Source organism: Selenomonas timonae, from assembly GCF_014250475.1.
GTDB classification, from domain to species: Bacteria; Bacillota; Negativicutes; order Selenomonadales; family Selenomonadaceae; genus Centipeda; species Centipeda timonae.
Genome location: NZ_CP060204.1, coordinates 695,001 through 715,228 on the forward strand (window position 1 = coordinate 695,001; position 20,228 = coordinate 715,228).

Consider the following 20,228-nt stretch of genomic DNA (forward strand, 5'->3'; position numbering starts at 1 on the left):
AAGGGGGCGTAAAGCCTACCGACCCCAGTCAAACTACGAATGGCTCATATGGGCAGCCTGGGAGTCAGAATGCGAGTGATAAGACCCGTATTCAAGAGGGAAACAGCCCAGACCGCCGGCTAAGGTCCCAAATGCTGTGCTAAGTGGAGAAGGATGTAGGACTTCGAAAACAACCAGGATGTTGGCTCAGAAGCAGCCACCATTAAAAGAGTGCGTAATAGCTCACTGGTCGAGAGGCCCTGCGCCGAAAATATCCGGGGCTAAAGCACAGAACCGAAGCTGCGGCAGGGTGTACATATCTACAGAGCGTTCAAAGCGCAGGAAAAATTGGTATCTGCAAGGAAACCGAGAGCGGCGTAGTAGAGCTACGTCAAACGAGGTTGACACAGCAGAGAGCAATTTTAACAAGCTTTTTGAGCGTTGTGCTGATGTGTACACACTGGGTAGGGGAGCGTTCTTATCTGGACGAAGGCAGACCGGAAGGACTGCTGGACGGATAAGAAGTGAGAATGCCGGTATGAGTAGCGAAACGACAGGTGAGAATCCTGTCCACCGAAAGCCTAAGGTATCCCGGGCAACGCTCGTCGTCCCGGGGTTAGTCGGGACCTAAGCCGAGGCGAAAAGCATAGGCGATGGACAACTGGCGAAAATTCCAGTACCGGGCGTCTTCGTTTGAGGATGGAGTGACGCAGGAAGGAAGCTGAGCGTGCGAATGGTTGGGCGCGTCGAAGGCGGTAGGCTTGTATGGAGGCAAATCCCCATACTATAAGGCCGAGAACCGATAGATAGGAAAGACTACGGTCAATCTGAATTCAGCTGCACTACACTGCCAAGAAAAGCTTCTAACGAGAAGACGTCCGCCCGTACCAAAACCGACACAGGTAGGCGGGGAGAGAATCCTAAGGTGCGCGGGAAAACCCTCGTTAAGGAACTCGGCAAAATGCATCCGTAACTTCGGGAAAAGGATGGCCGATGGTGGTGAAGTCTTTTACAGATGGAGCTGTTGTCGGCGGCAGAAAAGAGGCCCAAGCGACTGTTTACCACAAACACAGGTGCCTGCGAAAGCGCAAGCTGAAGTATAGGTGCTGACGCCTGCCCGGTGCAGGAAGGTTAAGGAGAGTTGTTAGCCCCTGAGGTGAAGCAGCGAACTGAAGCCCCTGTAAACGGCGGCCGTAACTATAACGGTCCTAAGGTAGCGAAATTCCTTGTCGGGTAAGTTCCGACCCGCACGAAAGGCGTAACGATTTGGGCACTGTCTCAACGAGGGACCCGGTGAAATTGAAATACCTGTGAAGATGCAGGTTACCCGCGACTGGACAGAAAGACCCCATGGAGCTTTACTGCAGCTTGGCATTGGTCTTTGGCATATAACGTACAGGATAGCCGGGAGACTGGGAAGTCATATCGCTAGATGTGATGGAGTCACCGTTGGGATACCGGCCTTTATATGCTAAGGATCTAACCGGAACATTAACCGTGTTCGGGACAGTACCAGGCGGGCAGTTTGACTGGGGCGGTCGCCTCCGAAAGAGCAACGGAGGCGTCCAAAGGTTCCCTCAGCGCGGACAGAAATCGCGCGAAGAGCATAAAGGCAGAAGGGAGCTTGACTGCGAGACTGACGGGTCGAGCAGGTACGAAAGTAGGGCTTAGTGATCCGGTGGAAAGAGAGTGGAATTGCCATCGCTCAACGGATAAAAGCTACCCTGGGGATAACAGGCTAATCTCTCCCAAGAGTCCATATCGACGGGGAGGTTTGGCACCTCGATGTCGGCTCATCACATCCTGGGGCTGAAGCAGGTCCCAAGGGTTGGGCTGTTCGCCCATTAAAGTGGTACGTGAGCTGGGTTCAGAACGTCGTGAGACAGTTCGGTCCATATCCATCGCGGGCGCAAGATACATGAGGGAGGCTGCTCCTAGTACGAGAGGACCGGAGTGGACGGACCAACGGTGTACCGGTTGTCCTGCCAAGGGCACGGCCGGGTAGCTGCGTCCGGAAGGGATAAACGCTGAAAGCATCTAAGCGTGAAGCCCGTCCCGAGATGAAGTATCTCATTCCTATAAGGAAGTAAGACCCCTTGAAGAAGACAAGGTAGATAGGCTGGGTGTGGAAGCACAGCAATGTGTGCAGCTGACCAGCACTAATCGGTCGAGGGCTTGACTACATTCTAAGGTAGATAAGCCTAACAAGAACAATTTGCTTACAGTTTCTTCTGTGAAGTTTTGAGTGTACAACACTCAGTATGCGGTGATGATGCCTGAACGGTTCCACCTGTTCCCATTCCGAACACAGTAGTTAAGCGTTCAAAGGCCGAGGGTACTTCGTTGGAGACGACGTGGGAGAGTAGGTAGTTGCCGCAATCACTCCTCGATAGCTCAGTCGGTAGAGCGTCTGACTGTTAATCAGAATGTCACTGGTTCGAGTCCAGTTCGAGGAGCCATTTTTGCATTTATAGCGGTGCTGCCGCTGGCGAAGCACTGATAAGGAGTTCCTTTTTATCAGTGATTCTTTGTGGATAGTTGGGGTATCGCCAAGTCGGTTAAGGCACGGGACTTTGACTCCCGCATCCGTTGGTTCGAATCCAACTACCCCAGCCAATTTATCTCATTTTATGAGATGGGTGGCGCTGATAAAGGTTCACTAGCTCAGTTGGTAGAGCATCTGACTTTTAATCAGAGGGTCCCGGGTTCGAGTCCCGGGTGAGCCACCACTTTTTCTTTCACTTATCATGACTCACTAGCTCAACTGGCAGAGCAACTGACTCTTAATCAGTAGGTTCACGGTTCGATTCCGTGGTGGGTCACCATTATATGGGCGATTAGCTCAGCTGGGAGAGCGCTTGCCTTACAAGCAAGATGTCGGCAGTTCGATCCTGTCATCGCCCACCAAGGACATTCCATTTTATACGGCCCGGTAGTTTAGTTGGTTAGAATGCCGCCCTGTCACGGCGGAGGTCAGGGGTTCAAGTCCCCTTCGGGTCGCCATTTTTATGCCTCGGTAGCTCAGTTGGTAGAGCAGGGGACTGAAAATCCCCGTGTCAGTGGTTCGATTCCGCTCTGAGGCACCACTTCGTATCCTACAGCGTCTGCGGCGCGTGCCGCTTGTGCAATGCTGCTGGCGTAGCTCAATCGGTAGAGCAGCTGACTTGTAATCAGCAGGTTGGGGGTTCAAGTCCTCTCGCCAGCTCCATGCGGGTGTAGCTCAATGGTAGAGCCCCAGCCTTCCAAGCTGGTCACGTGGGTTCGATTCCCATCACCCGCTCCATTTTGCATTTCGCCGGGGTGGCGGAACAGGCAGACGCAGGGGACTTAAAATCCCCCGATCGTAAGATCGTACCGGTTCGATTCCGGTCCTCGGCACCATATATTTTACTTTGATATCTCATGTCACGCGGTCGTGGCGGAATTGGCAGACGCGCTACTTTGAGGGGGTAGTGTTCACAAGACGTGTGGGTTCAAGTCCCACCGACCGCACCATTTTTTCTTTACAATTTGATAGTCACGCGGTCGTGGCGGAATGGCAGACGCGCTAGCTTCAGGCGCTAGTGATGGCAACATCGTGGAGGTTCAAGTCCTCTCGACCGCACCATTTATGCGGTTGTGGCGGAATTGGCAGACGCGCTACTTTGAGGGGGTAGTGTTCACAAGACGTATGGGTTCAAGTCCCATCAACCGCACCATTTGAAACATCGTCGCTGTAGGAAACTACAGCGATTTTTTGTTGCACTTCTTTGCAAAAAAGCTTCCCCCGTCTCGGACGGGGGAAGCTGCTATACCGCGATCCAATGCTCCCTCGCCGCAGCGGGGGAGAACGGACGTTAGAACTGCCAAGCGAATCCGGCACGGAAGTTGACCCCGCGCTGTTTGCCCGTCCAGCCCTCGACGGAGAGGTCGGCGGTGGAGTTCGCGCTCATCTGGGTCTTCCAGCCGAGTTCGACACTCGCGGAGACACCCTTGAGTGATGGAGACGGCGAGGTGTAGCTCATGCCGCCCGCGCGATGATAGGTCGCGCTTGCATCGCCGCCAAACTCATACTGTACGGAGGCACCGACGATGAGCGAGCCGCTCTTCTGCGGATGCATCCAGCGTGCGCCCGTGCGCAGGATGTGGCTGTCCACTGCAGAGAACGAGTAGCGGTCGCCCGTGGAGAGGGTCGCGTCCGTGCCGTTCTGCCGTGTGTAGAAGTAGCGGACGTAGACCTCCTGCTTGCCGCCGTCCTTCATCGCGGTACTCTGTCCCACGCCGAGATGTGCGCCGATGTAGTTCGCACGCGTATCGTAGGACGTATGCCTCGGGGTGCCGCCCACATTGAGCGTTGCACCGTAGTTCATGTTCGAGCGTCCGGCGCGGAGGCTGCCCTCGTAGAACATCCCGTCCTTCTGCTCCTGACGGATGAATCCGCCCGCACCGATGTAGCGGATGGAGCCGTCGCCGTGTACTGCATTGACGTAGCTGTCGTAGGTGCCGCGTCCGTACTCGACGATGGGACCGAAAATCAGTCGGTTGTCGTCGCGCTTCACTTCGCGCGAGAAGCCGACAGCGAGGTTCATGCCCTTGAGGTCAACGTGCGAGCCCGTTGCGATGCGCATGGAGGAGCCGCTCATCGCCGCAAATGGGGCAAAGCCCTCGGCTGCCGCTGCCTCGATGGACGCACTCGACATCGCCAAGCCCGTAAAGAGATTCATGCCAGAGCCGATAAAGGCGACCGAGCCTGCCATCGTCTCGGCAAGCGACTTTGCATGATCATCCCTCAGTCGGAAGCCGCCGTCGTAGGGTGTCTCCGGCGGCAGAGCGGGCGGTGTCGGCGGAGGCGTGACGATCCCACCCGGCGGTGTAATCGACGGCGAGCCGGGTGGCGTCGGCGGGGTCGCCCCCGATGGCAGCGGCGTATCGTCAGGCTTCGGCGCCGACGGTACCGGCACCGGACCGCCCGCATCGGTGCCGCCGTCACGCCGCACGATCAGCTCCTTCTTGTTCGTCGTCACACTGATGCGTTCCGTACCGGAGATGCCCTCATGCACCGTCATCGTGGCTGTGCCGTCATTGTGAATCTCCGCATTTACCGTATGGAGCAGGCGGATGCGGTTCGGGAGCGACGTGCTGCCCTGCAGATAGGCATCGACCGTCTTGCCGCTGAGGTCGATGTCCTGCGTATCGTCCCTGACGTAGAGCATCGTATCATCTTCGGTAATGTCGCTCGGCACATAGAACGCGAATCGGTTGAATCCCTGCACGCTCTTCACCGTGATATTCTTCGTGTTTTTTAGGACGAGCTCATTGTCGGCTGCATGGGCATTCCCGCCGCCGACGCGGTGCCGATAGCCGTAGAGACTTGCGAAGGAGAGATCGTTTGCGCCCGAGATCACGATCTTATTGTCGTGAACCTCCTCATGGACATCGTTTGGATCCGCTGCGGGATCGCCCAGAGCCGCGCCTGCGTAGATGTTGCCGCGATAGGTGCCGCCGTGGATGTAGAGCTCGTTGTAATTGGACTTGAGGTAGACATTGCCCGTGTCGGAGCCACCCTGCGCCATGCCGCCGTAGACATCCCCGTCATACGCCGTGCCCTCCATCAGGTGGGTAATGTTCCCCGAAGCCTCCGCTTCTGCACTGTTATTGCCCGCCGCTCTTGCCTCGGCAGAGCCGCCGAAGAGATGCCTTTGGAACCGCGTGGTGCCGCCGTACACCCAGAGGCGGTTGTCGACGGCATTTGCCGCGCTGCCTGTAGACGTGTTCCGTGCAAAGCTTCTGCCGCTCGTCACGTCCTCACGGAACGTGCCGGCACGGATGGTGAGCTGGTTGCTGTTTGCCTCGGCTTTTGGTTCTGCGACATTGTTCGTCTCGATCGTACTGTAGCCTGCCGCGCTCTTGTCGGTGAATGTCCCTGCGCCTGCACCCACCCAGACCTTGTTCTCGTTCGCCTCTGCGGTGCTGTGGGTCACCGATTCACCGGGCGCAAGCTGCTTGCCCTCGGCGTAGCCGCCGATGAAGTTCTTTGCCCCCGCGGAGACGGCCAGCTTGTTCTTGTTGGCGCTCGCATTGAACTCCCTCTTTGCCTCGGCATACGCCGAGCCGCCGTAGAGTCCCGCGCCGTACGTGCCCCCCAAGGCGTGGACGGTGTTCTCGTTCGCTGCGGCATTCGTGACGCTGTCCGCCGCCGTCGTCGTATTCCGGGCAAAGCTCCTGCCGCCCGCCACATCCTCGTTGAACGTGCCGTCCTGCAGGAGAACTTCGTTCCTTGCTGCGGCAGCAGACAGCAGCTTCGTATTGTTCGCTGTGATATGGACGTAACCGCCCGCGCTCTTGTCGGTGAATGTACCGGTGGAGCGGATCTCCATACTGTTCTCGTTCGCCGTGCCCGTGCTCTGGAGGACGTAGGTGCCGCTGTCTCGCTGCGTGCCCTCGGCATAGCCGCCGATGAAGCTGCGCGCGCCGCCCCTCAGACTGAGCAAGTTCTCGCTTGCCAGTACGTCAAAGGTACCCTTTGCCTCGGCAGATGCATGACCTCCCGTGATGCCCTGCATGACGTTCGTCTCGGTGGAGAGGTAGTTCTTCGTCGCCTGTGCCACAGCGCTGCCGTTCTCGGACTCTGCTGTGGCACTGCCGCTGTAGACGTTCTGCTGATAGGTGCCTCCCTTCACATACAGCTCGTTCTCGTGCGCTGCGGCCTCCGCTCTGCCATCGGTCGTCCACGCCAGGGCAGATCCGCCCAGCAGGTCGCCTTCGAGCGTGTCCGCCTTTGACCAGACCTTGTTCTTGTTTGCCTCCGTCCGCGCGATGCTGTCCGCACCTGTGCGGGAATTTACCGCCTGGCTCATGCCGCCGTAGGTGAGGCGGAGGGTGCCGCCCCCGATGGAGAACTCGTTCTCGTTCGCCGCTCCGCGCAGCTCGGTGATCTGGTTGTCGTTGAGCTCACTCCAACCGCATACACTCCGACCTGTGAATTCACCGGAGCCAGCCGCGATCCAGATCTTGTTCCGGTTCGCCTCCGTCGTGCTGAGCGGGGCAGGCACCGAAGTGGAATATGCCGGATGACTCCATGCAAATCCGCCAATGAGCCTTTGATATACGCTTGTCTTGGCGTTGATCACATTCTCGTTTGCCTGTGCGCTGCGGCTGCTCCCGTTGCTGGTCGTTGCCTGGCCTCCGACCAGATCGAATGACCTAATACCTGTAGGTGTATGAACGGTCAGACGATTCCGCAGTGCCTTTGCCGCAGCGGTGTTGAGGGATTCTGCATAGGCATAACCGCCGGTCATAGAGAGACCGTCACGGGAAATGTTGCCGCCCGTAAAGGTGGCGGTGTTTTCCTCGACAAGAGCCTCGGCACGTGTGTCGTTTTCGCTGAATGCTCTGCCGCCTGACACTTGGATTGACCCGAACGTGCCGCCCGTAAACGTGGCATGGCTGCGGACAACCTCCGCCACGCCATGTGTGCCGGCTCCTTCAATACTCACCTCACCGCCGGTGAGCGACGGAACCTGGGTTAAGTTAAACAGAAACGTGCCGCCCGAGGCCTCCGCCGTGCTGTTCTCCACGCGCGCAGTACCGCCTTGCATCAGTTCGATGTAGGTGCCGACAGCATCGTGCAGGGTACCGCTTCGCACAATTGCCTTTCCGTTTGTGATGTGGATGTTTGCAAGCGGTACGGACGACTTGAGGTATGTCCCGTAGGCGAAGCTCCATTCCGAGGGGGTTGCCCTTTGGAGGCGGGGCGTATCGCCGTCGCCCGTCCTGCCGACGGTGATGGTGGCGGACGATCCGTCGATGCTGCCCGCAACCCCGTCCTCTGTCACCATGTCCGATGTGACGGAGGAGGCGACGATGGGATCGGCGTACGCGTACGGGAGCGCACCGAGCGTCACCGCGCCCGCCGTGAGGGCGGCGAGGATGCGTGGGGCAAGTGTCCGTGATGGGGGACGCTTGCTGCGCTGAGAATGGTGTTTCATGATGATCGACTCCTTTCAAGATCAATACATCCGATGTGGGCACCTTGAATTATGCCGGTTATTCCTCTCCAATCTCACTGTAGCATATTCTCAGAAAAAACGTACTGTAGCAAATAACAGGGTTCAAACGTCCCAATTTTCCGGAAAACCCAGTGTTTTCAAGGCTGTACGAGTATCATAGAGAAAAATTTATTTACGGCTTCTTTTATGGCAAAATTGTGAAAACAAGATTTGATTATTTGTAAATGAATGAGAATGAGGCGTAATGTGTGCAGAAAAAGCACTGTTTTTTCAAATGAAATATGGATATAATAGGGAAGGATTTTTTGCGAAGGAGGAGCGATGATGCTGCGGCTGCTGGTATTTTGTCTGTTGTTTCTGCTGCCTGTGCGCGTACTGGCTGCGCCCGCTGATCTGCCGTCGCGCTGCTTCGTGTGTGCGGCGGCATCGGAGGCGGCGTACAGCGGGGAGCTGCCGGAACTCCTGCGTGCGCGTCTCGCGGCGGCGGGCTGGCAGATCGCGTCGTATGAGACGGAGGGGCATCGCGGTACGGTCGGACGGTTCTTCCATATGGTGCGGACGGATGAGGATGGCACTGAGACGCATCTGATTGCCTTCCCAGGGACGGAGCGCGGGAGCGATGTGTGGACGGATCTGCGGCTCGGGCGTGCCGCGTTCGGAGGGACGACACCCACAGAGTTTCTTGCCATGCGCGATGCGCGTGTGACGGATCGCAAGGAGACGCCGCTTGTGCATCGCGGGTTCCTCGACTACTGCCAAGCGGCGCTCTTTACCGATGCGTTGCCCGCATACGGCAATCGTACGGCAGGGGAGGTGTTGTCGGCGGAGCTGCGTGCACATCCCTCGATGCGGATCTATCTGACGGGACACAGCCTCGGCGGGGCGGCGGCAGTCCTTGCGGCGGCACGTCTCTCGGATCTGGGGGTCGCACCTGAGCAGCTCGTTGTGACGACGTTCGGTGCGCCTGCGGTCGGGAATGCGGCGTTTGTGCGTCGCTATGAGGGGCGGTTTACGCTGCACCGTGTGGTGATGAGCGGCGATCCGATGAAGGATGTGCTTGCCGCGCCGCTCGGGTTTCAGCAGTTCGGGGACCGTGTCCCGTGGTCGCCCGCGCGGTCTGTGGCGAAGTTCCCGCACGCGATGATGGTCTATGTGGATGCGGCGATTCGGCAGGTCTACGATGCGTACGGCGGGGACAATGCGTTTCTCTTTTTGATGGGGCTGCCGAACCGCACGGAGGGACGGAAGCTCTACGCCCTGCCGATTGAGACGGCTCTGGACGATACGCTCGCGGAGGATGCGCCCTATATGATGGCGGTGCTGCGCGATGCGCTCCATGTGCGGAATGCTGCTGTGGTCTGTGCGGCGAGCGGTGGTGGGCTGTCGGAGGACTATCTGCTGAGCGGGTTGGAGGGGCATCTCGCGGCGGCGCGTGCGGCAGGGGCGGAGCAGATGGTCGCCTATCGGATTGCGGGGGCGAAGATCCGCGATGCACACGAGACGTACCGTCTGACGCTGGAGCGTGTGGTGTATGATATGGACGGCAATCTGCTTGCGGCGACATCCCGCTCGGCACGGACGGGGGCACTGACGCCGATTGAGACGGTGCTCTATCTGTTTGCGCAGGACTGACGATCAGCTTGGGCATCTTTTCCGCCCTCTCTGTGTCAACAAGTCCTCCGCATAGGTTTCACTATGCGTCCGGCTTGTTTCCTTGACAGGACGAAAAATCTGCGCCAATCTGAGCAGATTCATGTCAACGGTAGGTTTTATAAATGCCATTTTAAGGGAAGGACGAAACTATGGCAGTAGAAGATCTGTGGCGGCTGTTCGATATCATCGGGACGCTCGCCTTTGCGGTGTCGGGGGCACTGGTCGGCATCTCGCGTCGTATGGACATCTTCGGGATCTCGGTGCTGGCTCTGGCGACGGCGGTCGGTGGCGGTATGGTGCGTGATGTGCTCGTCGGCATCACGCCGCCGATGACGCTGCGTGACACGACAAATTTCCTCCTCTCGGCAGGCACTGCCCTCGTGATCTCCCTGCTCTATCAGTGGACGGCGCTGCACCATATGCGCCGTCAGCGCCTTCTCACGATCTTCAATGTGTCGGATACGATCGGTCTTGCCGCCTTCACGATCACGGGTGCGCTCACGGGTGTCCGATTTGGCGGGAACGACAGCTATGTGCTGCCGATCCTGCTCGCCGCGACAACGGCGGTTGGCGGCGGGATGATCCGCGATGTGCTTGCCCAGCGCATGCCCGTCGTGCTCTATGCCGAGGTCTATGCGGCGGCATCACTTGTCGGCGCGTTTGTCTTCTGCACACTGCGCTTTACGCTCGGGGTGGAGGCGGACTCGTGGCTCGCGTTCGTGCTTGTCCTCATGATCCGTTTTGCGGCCATTCGCTGGAACTGGAGCCTCTACCACCCGCGCCCGCCGAAGCGACATCGTGACGAGGATGTGAAGGAGTAAAACAAAGGCGCTCTTCGATGGAAGGGCGTCTTTGTTTTATAGAAATTTTTCACTCCGCAAAATTTTCCTACTTTTGTCCTGATTGTTTTCTTTGCGTTTGACTGGTATACTACATACAAGTGGGGGATGCAGAAAGTGATTAAGAAGGTATCCTACAAGGATCAAGTGTATCAGTATCTCAAGACGGCGCTCATCAAGGGCGAGCTGCGGACGGGCGAGATCTACTCGGAGCAGCAGGTTGCGGATCAGCTGAATGTGTCGCGTACGCCTGTGCGCGAGGCGGTAATCCGTCTGACGAACGAGGGGATGCTCGAGGTACACGCCAACCGCGGATGGACGGTGCGTCCTGTGTCGGAGGATGATCTGCGCGAGATTGTTGCCGCGCGGATTGCGATCGAGGGCTACAGCATCCGCTGGCTCACCGTGCAGGCGCCGGAGTCCGTGCGGCAGCGAACGCTCGCCCGCATGGGCATGGTGCAGGAGAAGAGTCGGCCGTACATCGCGGACGACCGTATGCACTACGAGTTCATGAAGCTCGATACGGCGTTCCACTCGCTGTTGGTTGCGTCAACGGGGAACAGCTATCTCATCCGCATCCATGAGCAGATGCGGACGAAGCTGGAGCAAGCAATCTTCACCTCGCTGCACCACCGCCGCCGCCATGCAGAGGCATGGGAAGAGCACGCGGCGATTCTCTCAGGCATCGGACGGCGCGATGAGGCGGAGGCAATGCGCGCATTCATGGTGCATATGGGCGCGACAGCGCGTGTCTTCGGGGTGCCGCAATAGCATCGCTATCTATCAAGTCAAAAGGAACTCGGGCAGCGTCCCGGTCTTTTTATAAAGAAGGTAGTATACTACATACTACGAAAGAGGATTTTGATGGGAGGAACGGATGATGAAGAACGTTGGTTTTATTGGGCTCGGGATTATGGGCAAGCCCATGGTGCGCAATCTGCTCAAGGCGGGGTTTGCGGTCACGGTGTTCGATGTCGTGGCGGACGCCGTGCAGGTGATGGCTGCGGCGGGCGCAAAGGCTGCCGCATCGGCGAAGGAGGCGGCGACGGGCGCGGACATGGTGATCACAATGGGGCCGAACGGCGCGATTGTGCGCAGCATCCTGAGCGGTGCAGACGGCGTGCTCGCGGGTGCGGCAAAGGGGACGATCATTGCGGACATGAGCTCGGTGACGCCCGTCGAGTCAAAGGAGTTTGCGGCACTTGCGGCGGAGCATGGCTGCGATTTCCTCGATGCGCCGGTCAGCGGCGGTGAGCCTGGTGCTGTGGACGGCTCTCTTGCGATCATGGTCGGCGGCGATGCGGCGGTGCTCGAGAAGGCGCGCCCTGTCTTTGCGGCGATGGGAAAGACGATCACGCTCGTGGGGCCGAATGGCAGCGGCTCGGTGACGAAGCTTGCGAATCAGGTCATTGTGAATCTCAACATTGCGGCGGTCTCGGAGGCACTCATCCTTGCGACAAAGGCGGGTGCCGATCCGAAGAAGGTCTACGAGGCGATCCGCGGGGGGCTTGCGGGCAGCACGGTGCTCGATGCGAAGGCGCCGATGATGTATTCGCGGAACTTTAAGCCCGGCGGGCCGATTGCAATCAACCTCAAGGACATCACGAACGTCATGGACACGGCGAAGGGCATGGAGTTGCCGCTGATCCTGACGGGCGTCCTGCAGCAGATCATGCACAGTCTCAAGGCAACGGGGCATCTGATGGACGACCACAGCGGCATTGTGCAGTTCTATGAGAATATCTCCGGCGTTGTGGTCAAGTCGGACGAGGCGTGAGGAGGACGGCGATGAAGGTATCGAAGGACGAACTCTTTGCAAAGATTCCGACGGCCGACGAGGCGGCGGTGGATGCGGCGCTCGCGGCGGAGCGCACAGGATTTGACCGCAAGATCATTGTGCTCGACGACGACCCGACGGGCGTGCAGACGGTGAACGGCATCCACGTCTATACGGACTGGTCGGAGGAGAGCATTGCCGAGGGCTTTGCCGAGAAGAACGCCATGTTCTTTATTCTTACGAACTCGCGTGCATTTCAGGCGAAGCAGACGGGGGAGGAGCACTGGAAGATTGCCGAGCGCGTGGCGGCAGAGGCAAAGCGGACGGGCAAGCCGTTCATGCTCATCAGCCGCGGCGACTCGACGCTGCGCGGGCACTATCCGCTCGAGACGGCGACGCTCGCGCACGCGCTTGAGGAGAGCGGGGAGCGCATCGACGGCGAGGTGCTCATGCCGTTCTTCAAGGAGGGCGGGCGCTTTACGATTGACGATGTGCACTATGTGCAGGAGGGCGCGGAGCTGACACCGGCGGGCGAGACGGAGTTCGCGCGGGACAAGACGTTCGGCTATTGTGCCTCGGATCTGAAGGAATATATCGAGGAGAAGACGCAGGGCGCGTTCCGTGCCGCCGATGTTGTCAGCATCTCCCTCGCAGATCTGCGTGCTGTGCGCGTGGATGCGATCGTCAGTCAGCTGATGGCGGTCACGGATTTCCGCAAGGTTGTCGTGAATGCGGTCGACTATGTGGACGTGAAGGTGTTTGCAATCGCGATGATGCGTGCGATGAAGGCGGGCAAGAATTTCATGTTCCGCACGGCGGCAGCATGGACGAAGGTCATCGGTGGCGTTGCCGACAAACCGCTGCTTGGACGGGATGAGCTTGTCGTCAAGGGGAACAAAAACGGCGGCCTCATCATCATCGGCTCGCATGTGAAGAAGACGACGGAGCAGTTCGAGAAGCTGCGCGAGCTGAAAGATGTGAAATTCATCGAGTTCCATCACCTGCTCGTGCTCGACCCGCCAAAGCTTACGGAGGAGCTGAAGCGCGTCATCGCAGAGACAGAGGAGGCGATCCGCAGCGGCGTAACGGTCGCAGTCTACACGGGGCGCGAGCGCTTTGACGCCGGCTCCGAGGAGGAGTCGCTGCGTGTCGCCGTGCAGATCTCGGATGCAATCACGAGCATCGTGCACCGCCTCAGCGTCCAGCCCGCCTTCCTCATCGCGAAGGGTGGCATCACATCCAGCGATGTTGGAACGAAGGGGCTCTCCGTGCGGCGCGCGCTCGTCCTCGGACAGGTTGCGCCCGGCATTCCCGTGTGGCAGACGGGACCCGAGAGCAAGTTCCCGGGCATGAGCTACATCATCTTCCCGGGCAACGTCGGTGCGGTCGAGACGCTGCGCGACGTGGTTGCCATGCTGCTGTGAGTTTCGTACGTTTCGGAAACTGATTTGTGCAATGCTCCTAAGCAAACCCTAGTGGAGCAAGCACAGACTCGTTTTGTAACTTGTTTAAGGAGGGGGAAATATGCTCGGTGTACTGCTGGCAATCTTCTTTGTGGCACTGCTTTTCGTGCTCGTTTCGATCATCAAGTTCAAGCTTCATCCGTTCCTCGCACTGCTCCTCGGCGGCCTCCTCATGGGCATCCTCGCGGGGATGCCGCTCGACAAGACCGCGGCCGCGATGGCGGCGGGATTCGGCGGGACGATGCAGGGGATCGGCATCATCATCGTCCTCGGCGTTGCGCTCGGCTCCCTGCTCCACGTATCGGGCTGCACGAGCCAGATCGCGGCGCTGCTCCTGCGCGTGACGGGGACGCAAAATACCCCGATGGCGATTGCACTCACGGGTTACATCGTGTCGATCCCCGTGTTCTTCGACGCCGCATTCGTCATCCTCGTGAACCTCGTCAAGACCCTTTCGCGGCAGGGACGTGTTCCGTTTGCGACACTCGTTACGGCACTCGCTGTCGGTCTCATCACAACGCATGCAATGGTTATCCCGACGCCCGGCCCGATTGCGGTTGCGGCGACGATGGACGTCAATATCGGATGGTTCCTTTTCTACGCGATCATTGCAAGCCTTGCGGGCGTGCTCGTCGGCGGTGTGCTCTACGGCAAGTATCTCGGGACGCGTCCGGAGTACAAGAATGACTTTGCGGATGCGTTTGAGGAGGAGTTTGTTAAGGACGAGGCTCTGCAGGAGGTGGCGGATACGAAGAAGCTGCCGTCCGGCGAGCTCGGCATCTTCCTGATTTTCTTCCCGATCCTCATCATCCTCATGGGCACGGTTGCAGGCATGTTCCTCGAGAAGGGGACGACCGCGCACATGGTCTTCACCTTCCTCGGTGACAAGAACATTGCGCTGCTCCTAGGACTCTTCATGGGCTTCTTCTGTCTGCGCCCCTATCTGACGGACTCGTTCAACGACCTCGTCAACGAGGCGTGCACGCAGTCCGGCATCATCCTCGCCATCACGGGCGCGGGCGGTGCATTCGGCAAGATCATCAACGAGACGGGCATCGGCAAGCAGCTCGTCGAGGGCATGACGGGGCTGACGGACGGCTCGGGAGCGCTGATCCTCATTGCGGCGTTCATCATCAGTCAGGTGCTCCGCGCTGCACAGGGCTCGACCACGGTCGCGCTCGTGACGACGGCGGCGATCTTTGCGCCCGTTGTGGCGAATATGCAGGGCGTGTCGCCGCTGCTCGCCTCGCTCGCGATCTGCGCGGGCGGCATCGGTCTCTCTCTGCCGAACGACTCGGGATTCTGGGTCATTAACCGCTTCGGCAGATTCGATGTGCCGAGCACGATGCGCGTCTGGACGGTCGGCGGCACACTCTCAGGCGTGACGGCGCTCATCGTCGTCCTCATCCTCAGCATGTTCACAAACTCGCTGCCAGGCCTGCTGTAAAGGACGGTTGCCATGCTGGTAAATCTGAGAGAAATTGTAACGCCCGCCTACGAGGGGCGTTATGCCGTTGGCTCGTTTATAGGATGTTTCGTCCGCAGTAAAATAAGCATTGAAAACGCCTCCGCCTGACAATCAGGCGGAGGCGTTTTCAATGCGCGAAGTTATTTCAGCTGAGCGAAGCGCGCGACGGCACGCGCTGTATTCTCGTGACTGTTGAAGGCGGTGAGGCGGAAGTAGCCCTCGCCGCAGGGGCCGAAGCCCGTGCCGGGCGTGCCGACGATGTGCGCCTCATGCAGGAGCTTGTCGAAGAAATCCCACGAGCGCATGCCATCTGGCGTCCGCAGCCAGATGTACGGCGCGTTGATGCCGCCGTACGCCTCAAGGCCGACGGCGGCGAGCCCCTCGCGGATCATGCGCGCGTTCTCCATGTAGTAGGCGATCATGTCCCTGATCTCCCGCTGACCCTCCTCCGTGTAGATGGCGGCGGCGGCGCGTTGGATGATGTACGCCGTGCCGTTGAACTTCGTCGTATGACGGCGGTTCCAGAGCGCGTTGAACGGATGGCGCGTCCCGTCGGCGGCGCGTCCCGTGAGTGCCTTCGGGACGACGGTGTAGCCGCAGCGCGTGCCCGTAAAGCCGGCCGTCTTGGAGAAGGAGCGGAACTCGATGGCGACCTCCTTTGCTCCGTCGATCTCGTAGATGGAGCGCGGCACATCCTCCTCGGTGATGTAGGCGGCGTAGGCGGCATCAAAGAGGATGACGGCGTCGTTCTTCCGCGCATAGGCGACCCAGTCGGCGAGCGCCGCGCGCGAGAGCGTCGTGCCCGTCGGGTTGTTGGGGCAGCAGAGGTAGATCATATCGACGCGCTCCGTGGGAAGCGTGGGGGTAAAGTTGTTCTCCGCCGTGCAGGGGAGATAGGTGACGCCCGCAAACCGACCGTCCGCACCGAGCGCACCCGTCCGTCCTGCCATCACGTTCGTGTCGAGGTAGACGGGGTAGACGGGGTCGGTGACGGCAACGCGGCAGTCCGTGCCGAAGATCTCCTGGATGTTGCCGCAGTCGCTCTTGGAGCCGTCGCTGACGAAGATCTCGTCGGCGTCAATGGAGATGCCGCGCCGCCGATAGTTCGTCTCGCGTATCGCCTCGATCAGGAAATCATAGCCCTGCTCGGGGCCATACCCGCGAAAGGTTGCGGGCTCTGCCATCTCGTCGACGGCACGGTGCATGGCGTCGATCGAGACGCGGGGCAGCGGCAGGGTGACGTCGCCGATGCCGAGACGGATGATATCCGCGTCCGCGTGTGCCTCTTTATAGGCAGCGACGCGGTGTGCAATCTCGGCGAAGAGGTAGCTGCCGGGGAGTTTCAGATAGTTCTCGTTGATGTTTGCCATAGAGTTCCTCTGTTCCGTCTGTTTTGATGTGCTGGTTCAGTATACCACGTTTTTGCAGCGAAAGGGGAGGCATGCCGCTGAATACATGAGCCGGGCGCGAAAAATCCCCCGCCTGCAGCGCTGCCGCGGACGGGGGATGTGTGCCGCACGGGGCGGCTATTGCTTTAGTGATGGTGATCGACGCCGACCATGACGGACGTTGCCTTGATGACGGCATACGCCTCCTTGCCGACCTCAAGACCGAGCTCGTTGATGGAGTTCAGGCTGATGGTCGCCGTGACGACGTCGCCGCCCTTCAGCTCGATGCCGACGATGCCGTTGACAGCACCCTTCTCGATGGAGACAACCTTGCCCTTGAGCTGATTGCGTGCACTGAGTTTCATATGTTTCCCTCCCTTGTTTTGTAGTAACTCATATAGTATAACACAAAAACCCTGAAAAATTCGTGATAAATGTCACAAATTCGCAGGGTTTTCAAAAGGCTGTTCTCAGCGCAGGAACACCACGTTGGTCGCGTCGAGGAAGCCGCTCGCACTGTTCTCGAGGAGGAGGCGGTTCGCATCGCTCGCCGAGAGGACGGGGTTCGCATTGTGATCGACGGAGACAGCGCGCAGACGCAGCGGATTTGCGCCCGCACGCGTGGCCTCTGCATCGCTGTGTGCGTAGGAAGCCATGCCGCTCGCGACGACCTTGTCAACGTCGAGGTTCTTGTAGCCGTAGATGGGCTGCCCGTTCTCCGCCTTGATGACAGGGCTCATGGCAGGGCGCAGTCCGAGTCCCGTGCAGTCGATGATGACGCCCGTGTAGCCGCCAACTGCCTGCCCCTTGGGGACGATCTCAGCAGGAGGTGTGGTTGGTGTCGGTGCAGCAGGCGTGAGCGGGGCGGCGGGTGTCACTGCCACTGCCGCTGGGGGCGTCGTCGGAGCCGTCGGTGTCACCACTGCCGGAGGCGTTGTCGGTGCTGTCGGCGTGGTCACCACTGCCGCGGGATGTGCCGGGCGCGTCGGCGTCGTCGTGATCGCAGGCGCTGTCTGCGCGGAGGGAACGGTCACTGCAGCGGTGGAGCCTGCTGCCATGGCGGCCTGCAGGATGGGGGAGGAGGAGGTTTGATTCTGCGTGCGCTCATAGGTGCCGTATCCCGTTGTATCATAGGGAACCGGCGTATAGGGAGCATAGACGCTCTCGGGCGCTGCCCATGGTGCGCGAGTCTCAATGCGCGTGAAGACCGTGCTTGCGAGGGAGCCGGTGCCGTAGACAGGAATCTCCATGGTGACAACGTACGAACCGTCGCGGCGTGCACTTTCGTCAATGATCTGCGCACCCTGGATGAGTGCAGTGACATGCGTGCGGACGGTCGTGTTCATAAGTGTCATGTTTTCGACCGTGTTCACGGCATCGACATTCACACCGTTGATCTGCTCGGCGAGCTGGCGATAGGCGTCGCTGAGTGCGGCGCGGCGTGCCAGTGCCTCTGCCTGTGAGCCGCGCGCATCCGCAGGGGCGATGCCAAGCCCCTCGACACGGATTTTGCCGCCATCCCACTGAGCTGGCGCTGCACTGACATTCTGCGTGCCAATCGTGAGCGCGAGCATGAGCACAGCAAGAGCAATGGATTTTAAAATCTGCATAAATATTCCTCCTTTAAGTGTGCTTATTTATTGAATATCTCAAAAAAAAGATAGAGCAGCATAAGAATTAGGTTAAGATTTGGTGAGACAGAAGTGATGAAAATGATTTGTCTTATTGCAAATAGGAATTATTTATACTATAATGAGCAAAGTGGCGGGAATACGCCCGCGCATTCAGTTGTTTTTGATGGGAGGATATGTAATGAAGAAAAAACTCTTGGCAGCGGCGCTTGGTGCGGCGATGGGGCTCGGTATGTATGCAGCACCGGCAGACGCACACGGTGTTTTCTTTGCGAACCGTGTCGACACGAAGGCTCTCGTGCTCGGCGAGGGGCCTCTGGATAACGCCTACGATCCCGCGTGCGTGCAGCGCATCGACGCCTATGATGTGAACTTCGCGCCGACGACGGTGGAGCGTGTCGACGGGGAAAAGAACATCACGATCGTGCCGGGCGAGGATCTCGGCGTGACGGCGACGTTCTTTGACTACGGCTATTTCGCTAAGACAACGGACGGCAAGGTGATCCCGACACGTGATTTCTCGGGCATCGAGAATCTCAAGGCCGTGACCTATGCTTACAAGTACAATGTGCACTACTGGAACGAGGCTGTGAAGCCGGCGGGCATCTACAATGTGCCGATCCAGATTGTGCCCGAGGTGAATCCGCTGACGCTGCGGCGCGGCGACACGCTGCAGCTGCGCATCTACAAGGATGGCGCGCCGTATGCGAATGCACCCGTGATCGCGGATGTGCTCGGCGACCTCACGAATGAGACGCAGGCCGATGCGAACGGCTATGTTACCGTGCGCATCGCGAACAACGGCCTCAACGTCATCGGCGTCGAGGTCGGCTTCCCGACAGACGATCCGATCGTGACGAAGAAGATCTTCAGCTCCCTCTCGTTCATCATTCCGGCAGAGTAAAAGGTATATCTGAAAACGGAAAAAGCGCAGCCGCGTGTGTGGCTGCGCTTTTTGTTTATACACGCGGATGCGTGTTTTCGTTCAGGCAACTTACTTCTTGCTTTTTGTACGAGTTTTGGTACAATAAAAGTGAAAGGGTGTGATTGTATGGTGGCAGTGAATTTTTCGACGCTGCGCAGTAATCTGAAGACGTATTGTGACGCTGCGACGCGTGATGCGGAGACGATTGTTGTGACACGGCGCAATGAGGAGAATGTTGTTTTGATGAGCCTGGAGAGCTATAACAATCTGATGGAGAATGTCTTCCTGACGAGTGACCGCCGCAACTATGCGCATATTGTCGAGGGGATTGAGCAGCTGCGCGCGGGGCGCACGGTGATGAAGGATACGGCAGAACTGGAGCGCCTCTCCGATGAATAAGGTGTTTTCGGAGAATGCGTGGCGGGATTTCATGGAGTGGGTGCGCGAGGATCGCAAGGTGGCGCGCAAGATTCACGAGCTGCTGACGGATATTGAGCGCAACGGTCACGATGGGCTAGGCAAGCCGGAGCCGCTGCGCCATGCGCTCGCGGGCTATTGGAGCCGTCGCATTACGCAAAAGGATCGGCTGATCTATACGTTCGACGAGAAAAATATCTATATTGCCGCCTGCAAGGGGCATTATGAGTAAGCGCGGAGCCATGGGATGAGGCTCCGCGCTTTTCACACAATATGATATTTCTTCCACGGGATCTGGTTTAGGCGGATACTGCTGAGAAAGTCTGCAATGTCTTTGCGTCCATAATATTGAGGCTTTCCGTCCTGCGTGAGGCTCATGAGGATGATCGGCATGCCGGGGAAGAAGCGCATGAGGGCGCGGCGTGTCTGTGTGGATTTGATGGTGTAGCGCGTTACTTCGGGCGCGACGTGGATGACGGCGAATGTCACGCCCTTCTCGATGATGACGGCGCCTTCGATGGTCATGCTGCGCCTCCTTTCTGTATTTTGCCTATTCTAGCAGAGCCTATCGTCCAATACAATAATAAAATACCTCGGATAATTAAAATGATGTTGCGGAAAATGCAAGAAGCCCGTATAATATGCGATAAGGGGTATGAATCGCTTCATGGCTTTTTCATAGCCCGTCCTTATGATATTG

Annotated in this window: 14 protein-coding genes, 13 tRNA genes and 2 rRNA genes (1 of these 29 only partly in view); 24 read left to right on the top strand and 5 right to left on the bottom strand. The window is 58.6% G+C overall.

Features of this window, described 5'->3' with window-relative positions:
* The 15 genes from H1B31_RS03200 to H1B31_RS03270 all read left to right on the top strand — a co-directional run.
* Window positions 1–2,162, top strand: a 23S ribosomal RNA gene (locus tag H1B31_RS03200) (it extends 907 nt beyond the left edge of the window).
* 79 nt (window positions 2,163–2,241) lie between these two features.
* Window positions 2,242–2,358: ribosomal RNA gene (gene rrf / locus H1B31_RS03205) — 5S ribosomal RNA — on the top strand.
* A gap of 4 nt (window positions 2,359–2,362) precedes the next feature.
* Window positions 2,363–2,438 (top strand) — tRNA-Asn (locus H1B31_RS03210).
* An 80-nt stretch (window positions 2,439–2,518) separates the two neighbouring features.
* Window positions 2,519–2,595 (top strand) — tRNA-Gln (locus tag H1B31_RS03215).
* A gap of 37 nt (window positions 2,596–2,632) precedes the next feature.
* Window positions 2,633–2,708: transfer RNA gene (locus H1B31_RS03220), tRNA-Lys, on the top strand.
* A 20-nt stretch (window positions 2,709–2,728) separates the two neighbouring features.
* Window positions 2,729–2,804, top strand: a tRNA-Lys gene (locus tag H1B31_RS03225).
* Window positions 2,805–2,810: 6 nt separating this feature from the next.
* Window positions 2,811–2,886 (top strand) — tRNA-Val (locus H1B31_RS03230).
* Between the two features lie 19 nt (window positions 2,887–2,905).
* Window positions 2,906–2,982 (top strand) — tRNA-Asp (locus tag H1B31_RS03235).
* 7 nt (window positions 2,983–2,989) lie between these two features.
* Window positions 2,990–3,065 (top strand) — tRNA-Phe (locus H1B31_RS03240).
* A 46-nt stretch (window positions 3,066–3,111) separates the two neighbouring features.
* Window positions 3,112–3,187 (top strand) — tRNA-Thr (locus tag H1B31_RS03245).
* A 1-nt stretch (window position 3,188) separates the two neighbouring features.
* A tRNA-Gly gene (locus H1B31_RS03250) sits at window positions 3,189–3,262 on the top strand.
* Between the two features lie 11 nt (window positions 3,263–3,273).
* Window positions 3,274–3,360: transfer RNA gene (locus H1B31_RS03255), tRNA-Leu, on the top strand.
* Between the two features lie 28 nt (window positions 3,361–3,388).
* A tRNA-Leu gene (locus tag H1B31_RS03260) sits at window positions 3,389–3,474 on the top strand.
* Window positions 3,475–3,500: 26 nt separating this feature from the next.
* Window positions 3,501–3,586: transfer RNA gene (locus H1B31_RS03265), tRNA-Leu, on the top strand.
* Window positions 3,587–3,591: 5 nt separating this feature from the next.
* A tRNA-Leu gene (locus H1B31_RS03270) sits at window positions 3,592–3,677 on the top strand.
* Window positions 3,678–3,815: 138 nt separating this feature from the next.
* On the opposite strand, the gene H1B31_RS03275 is transcribed toward H1B31_RS03270, so the two are convergent.
* Window positions 3,816–7,946 carry an autotransporter outer membrane beta-barrel domain-containing protein gene (locus H1B31_RS03275; protein ID WP_185980881.1) on the bottom strand — a complete coding sequence of 1,377 codons (4,131 nt, stop codon included), beginning with the start codon at window positions 7,944–7,946 and terminating at the stop codon, window positions 3,816–3,818.
* 342 nt (window positions 7,947–8,288) lie between these two features.
* Here H1B31_RS03275 and H1B31_RS03280 point away from each other — a divergent pair, with 342 nt between their 5' ends.
* The 6 genes from H1B31_RS03280 (at window position 8,289) to H1B31_RS03305 (ending at window position 15,146) form a co-directional block, all read left to right on the top strand.
* Window positions 8,289–9,599 carry a lipase family protein gene (locus H1B31_RS03280; RefSeq protein ID WP_185980882.1) on the top strand — a complete coding sequence of 437 codons (1,311 nt, stop codon included), beginning with the start codon at window positions 8,289–8,291 and terminating at the stop codon, window positions 9,597–9,599.
* 170 nt (window positions 9,600–9,769) lie between these two features.
* Entirely contained in the window at window positions 9,770–10,441 is a 672-nt protein-coding gene (locus tag H1B31_RS03285) for a trimeric intracellular cation channel family protein (RefSeq protein ID WP_185980883.1), read from the top strand.
* A gap of 126 nt (window positions 10,442–10,567) precedes the next feature.
* Complete coding sequence (locus H1B31_RS03290) at window positions 10,568–11,230, top strand: GntR family transcriptional regulator (RefSeq protein ID WP_185980884.1); 663 nt, start codon at window positions 10,568–10,570, stop codon at window positions 11,228–11,230.
* A 109-nt stretch (window positions 11,231–11,339) separates the two neighbouring features.
* Complete coding sequence (garR, locus tag H1B31_RS03295) at window positions 11,340–12,236, top strand: 2-hydroxy-3-oxopropionate reductase (RefSeq protein WP_318842532.1); 897 nt, start codon at window positions 11,340–11,342, stop codon at window positions 12,234–12,236.
* 11 nt (window positions 12,237–12,247) lie between these two features.
* Window positions 12,248–13,660, top strand: a complete 1,413-nt coding sequence (locus H1B31_RS03300; RefSeq protein ID WP_185980886.1) for a four-carbon acid sugar kinase family protein — start codon at window positions 12,248–12,250, stop codon at window positions 13,658–13,660.
* A gap of 100 nt (window positions 13,661–13,760) precedes the next feature.
* Window positions 13,761–15,146: a GntP family permease gene (locus tag H1B31_RS03305; protein ID WP_185980887.1), complete on the top strand. Its 1,386-nt coding sequence runs from the start codon at window positions 13,761–13,763 to the stop codon at window positions 15,144–15,146.
* Window positions 15,147–15,307: 161 nt separating this feature from the next.
* On the opposite strand, the gene H1B31_RS03310 is transcribed toward H1B31_RS03305, so the two are convergent.
* The 3 genes from H1B31_RS03310 to H1B31_RS03320 all read right to left on the bottom strand — a co-directional run bounded on the left by H1B31_RS03310 (window position 15,308) and on the right by H1B31_RS03320 (window position 18,165).
* Window positions 15,308–16,537, bottom strand: a complete 1,230-nt coding sequence (locus tag H1B31_RS03310) for an LL-diaminopimelate aminotransferase (protein WP_185980888.1) — start codon at window positions 16,535–16,537, stop codon at window positions 15,308–15,310.
* A gap of 164 nt (window positions 16,538–16,701) precedes the next feature.
* Window positions 16,702–16,920: a TOBE domain-containing protein gene (locus tag H1B31_RS03315; RefSeq protein WP_009440541.1), complete on the bottom strand. Its 219-nt coding sequence runs from the start codon at window positions 16,918–16,920 to the stop codon at window positions 16,702–16,704.
* Between the two features lie 105 nt (window positions 16,921–17,025).
* Window positions 17,026–18,165, bottom strand: a complete 1,140-nt coding sequence (locus H1B31_RS03320; RefSeq protein ID WP_185980889.1) for an LPP20 family lipoprotein — start codon at window positions 18,163–18,165, stop codon at window positions 17,026–17,028.
* A 202-nt stretch (window positions 18,166–18,367) separates the two neighbouring features.
* On the opposite strand from H1B31_RS03320, the gene H1B31_RS03325 reads away from it, so the two are divergent.
* The 3 genes from H1B31_RS03325 to H1B31_RS03335 all read left to right on the top strand — a co-directional run bounded on the left by H1B31_RS03325 (window position 18,368) and on the right by H1B31_RS03335 (window position 19,760).
* Window positions 18,368–19,090: a DUF4198 domain-containing protein gene (locus H1B31_RS03325; RefSeq protein ID WP_185980890.1), complete on the top strand. Its 723-nt coding sequence runs from the start codon at window positions 18,368–18,370 to the stop codon at window positions 19,088–19,090.
* A gap of 147 nt (window positions 19,091–19,237) precedes the next feature.
* Window positions 19,238–19,510: a type II toxin-antitoxin system Phd/YefM family antitoxin gene (locus H1B31_RS03330; RefSeq protein ID WP_185980891.1), complete on the top strand. Its 273-nt coding sequence runs from the start codon at window positions 19,238–19,240 to the stop codon at window positions 19,508–19,510.
* Window positions 19,503–19,760 (top strand): Txe/YoeB family addiction module toxin, encoded by a 258-nt coding sequence (locus tag H1B31_RS03335; protein WP_185980892.1) that lies wholly within the window; start codon window positions 19,503–19,505, stop codon window positions 19,758–19,760. The genes H1B31_RS03330 and H1B31_RS03335 overlap by 8 nt, the downstream gene beginning before the upstream one ends.
* Window positions 19,761–19,792: 32 nt before the next feature.
* Here H1B31_RS03335 and H1B31_RS03340 read toward each other — a convergent pair whose 3' ends face one another.
* Complete coding sequence (locus H1B31_RS03340; RefSeq protein WP_009440534.1) at window positions 19,793–20,053, bottom strand: hypothetical protein; 261 nt, start codon at window positions 20,051–20,053, stop codon at window positions 19,793–19,795.
* Between the last annotated feature and the right edge of the window lie 175 nt (window positions 20,054–20,228).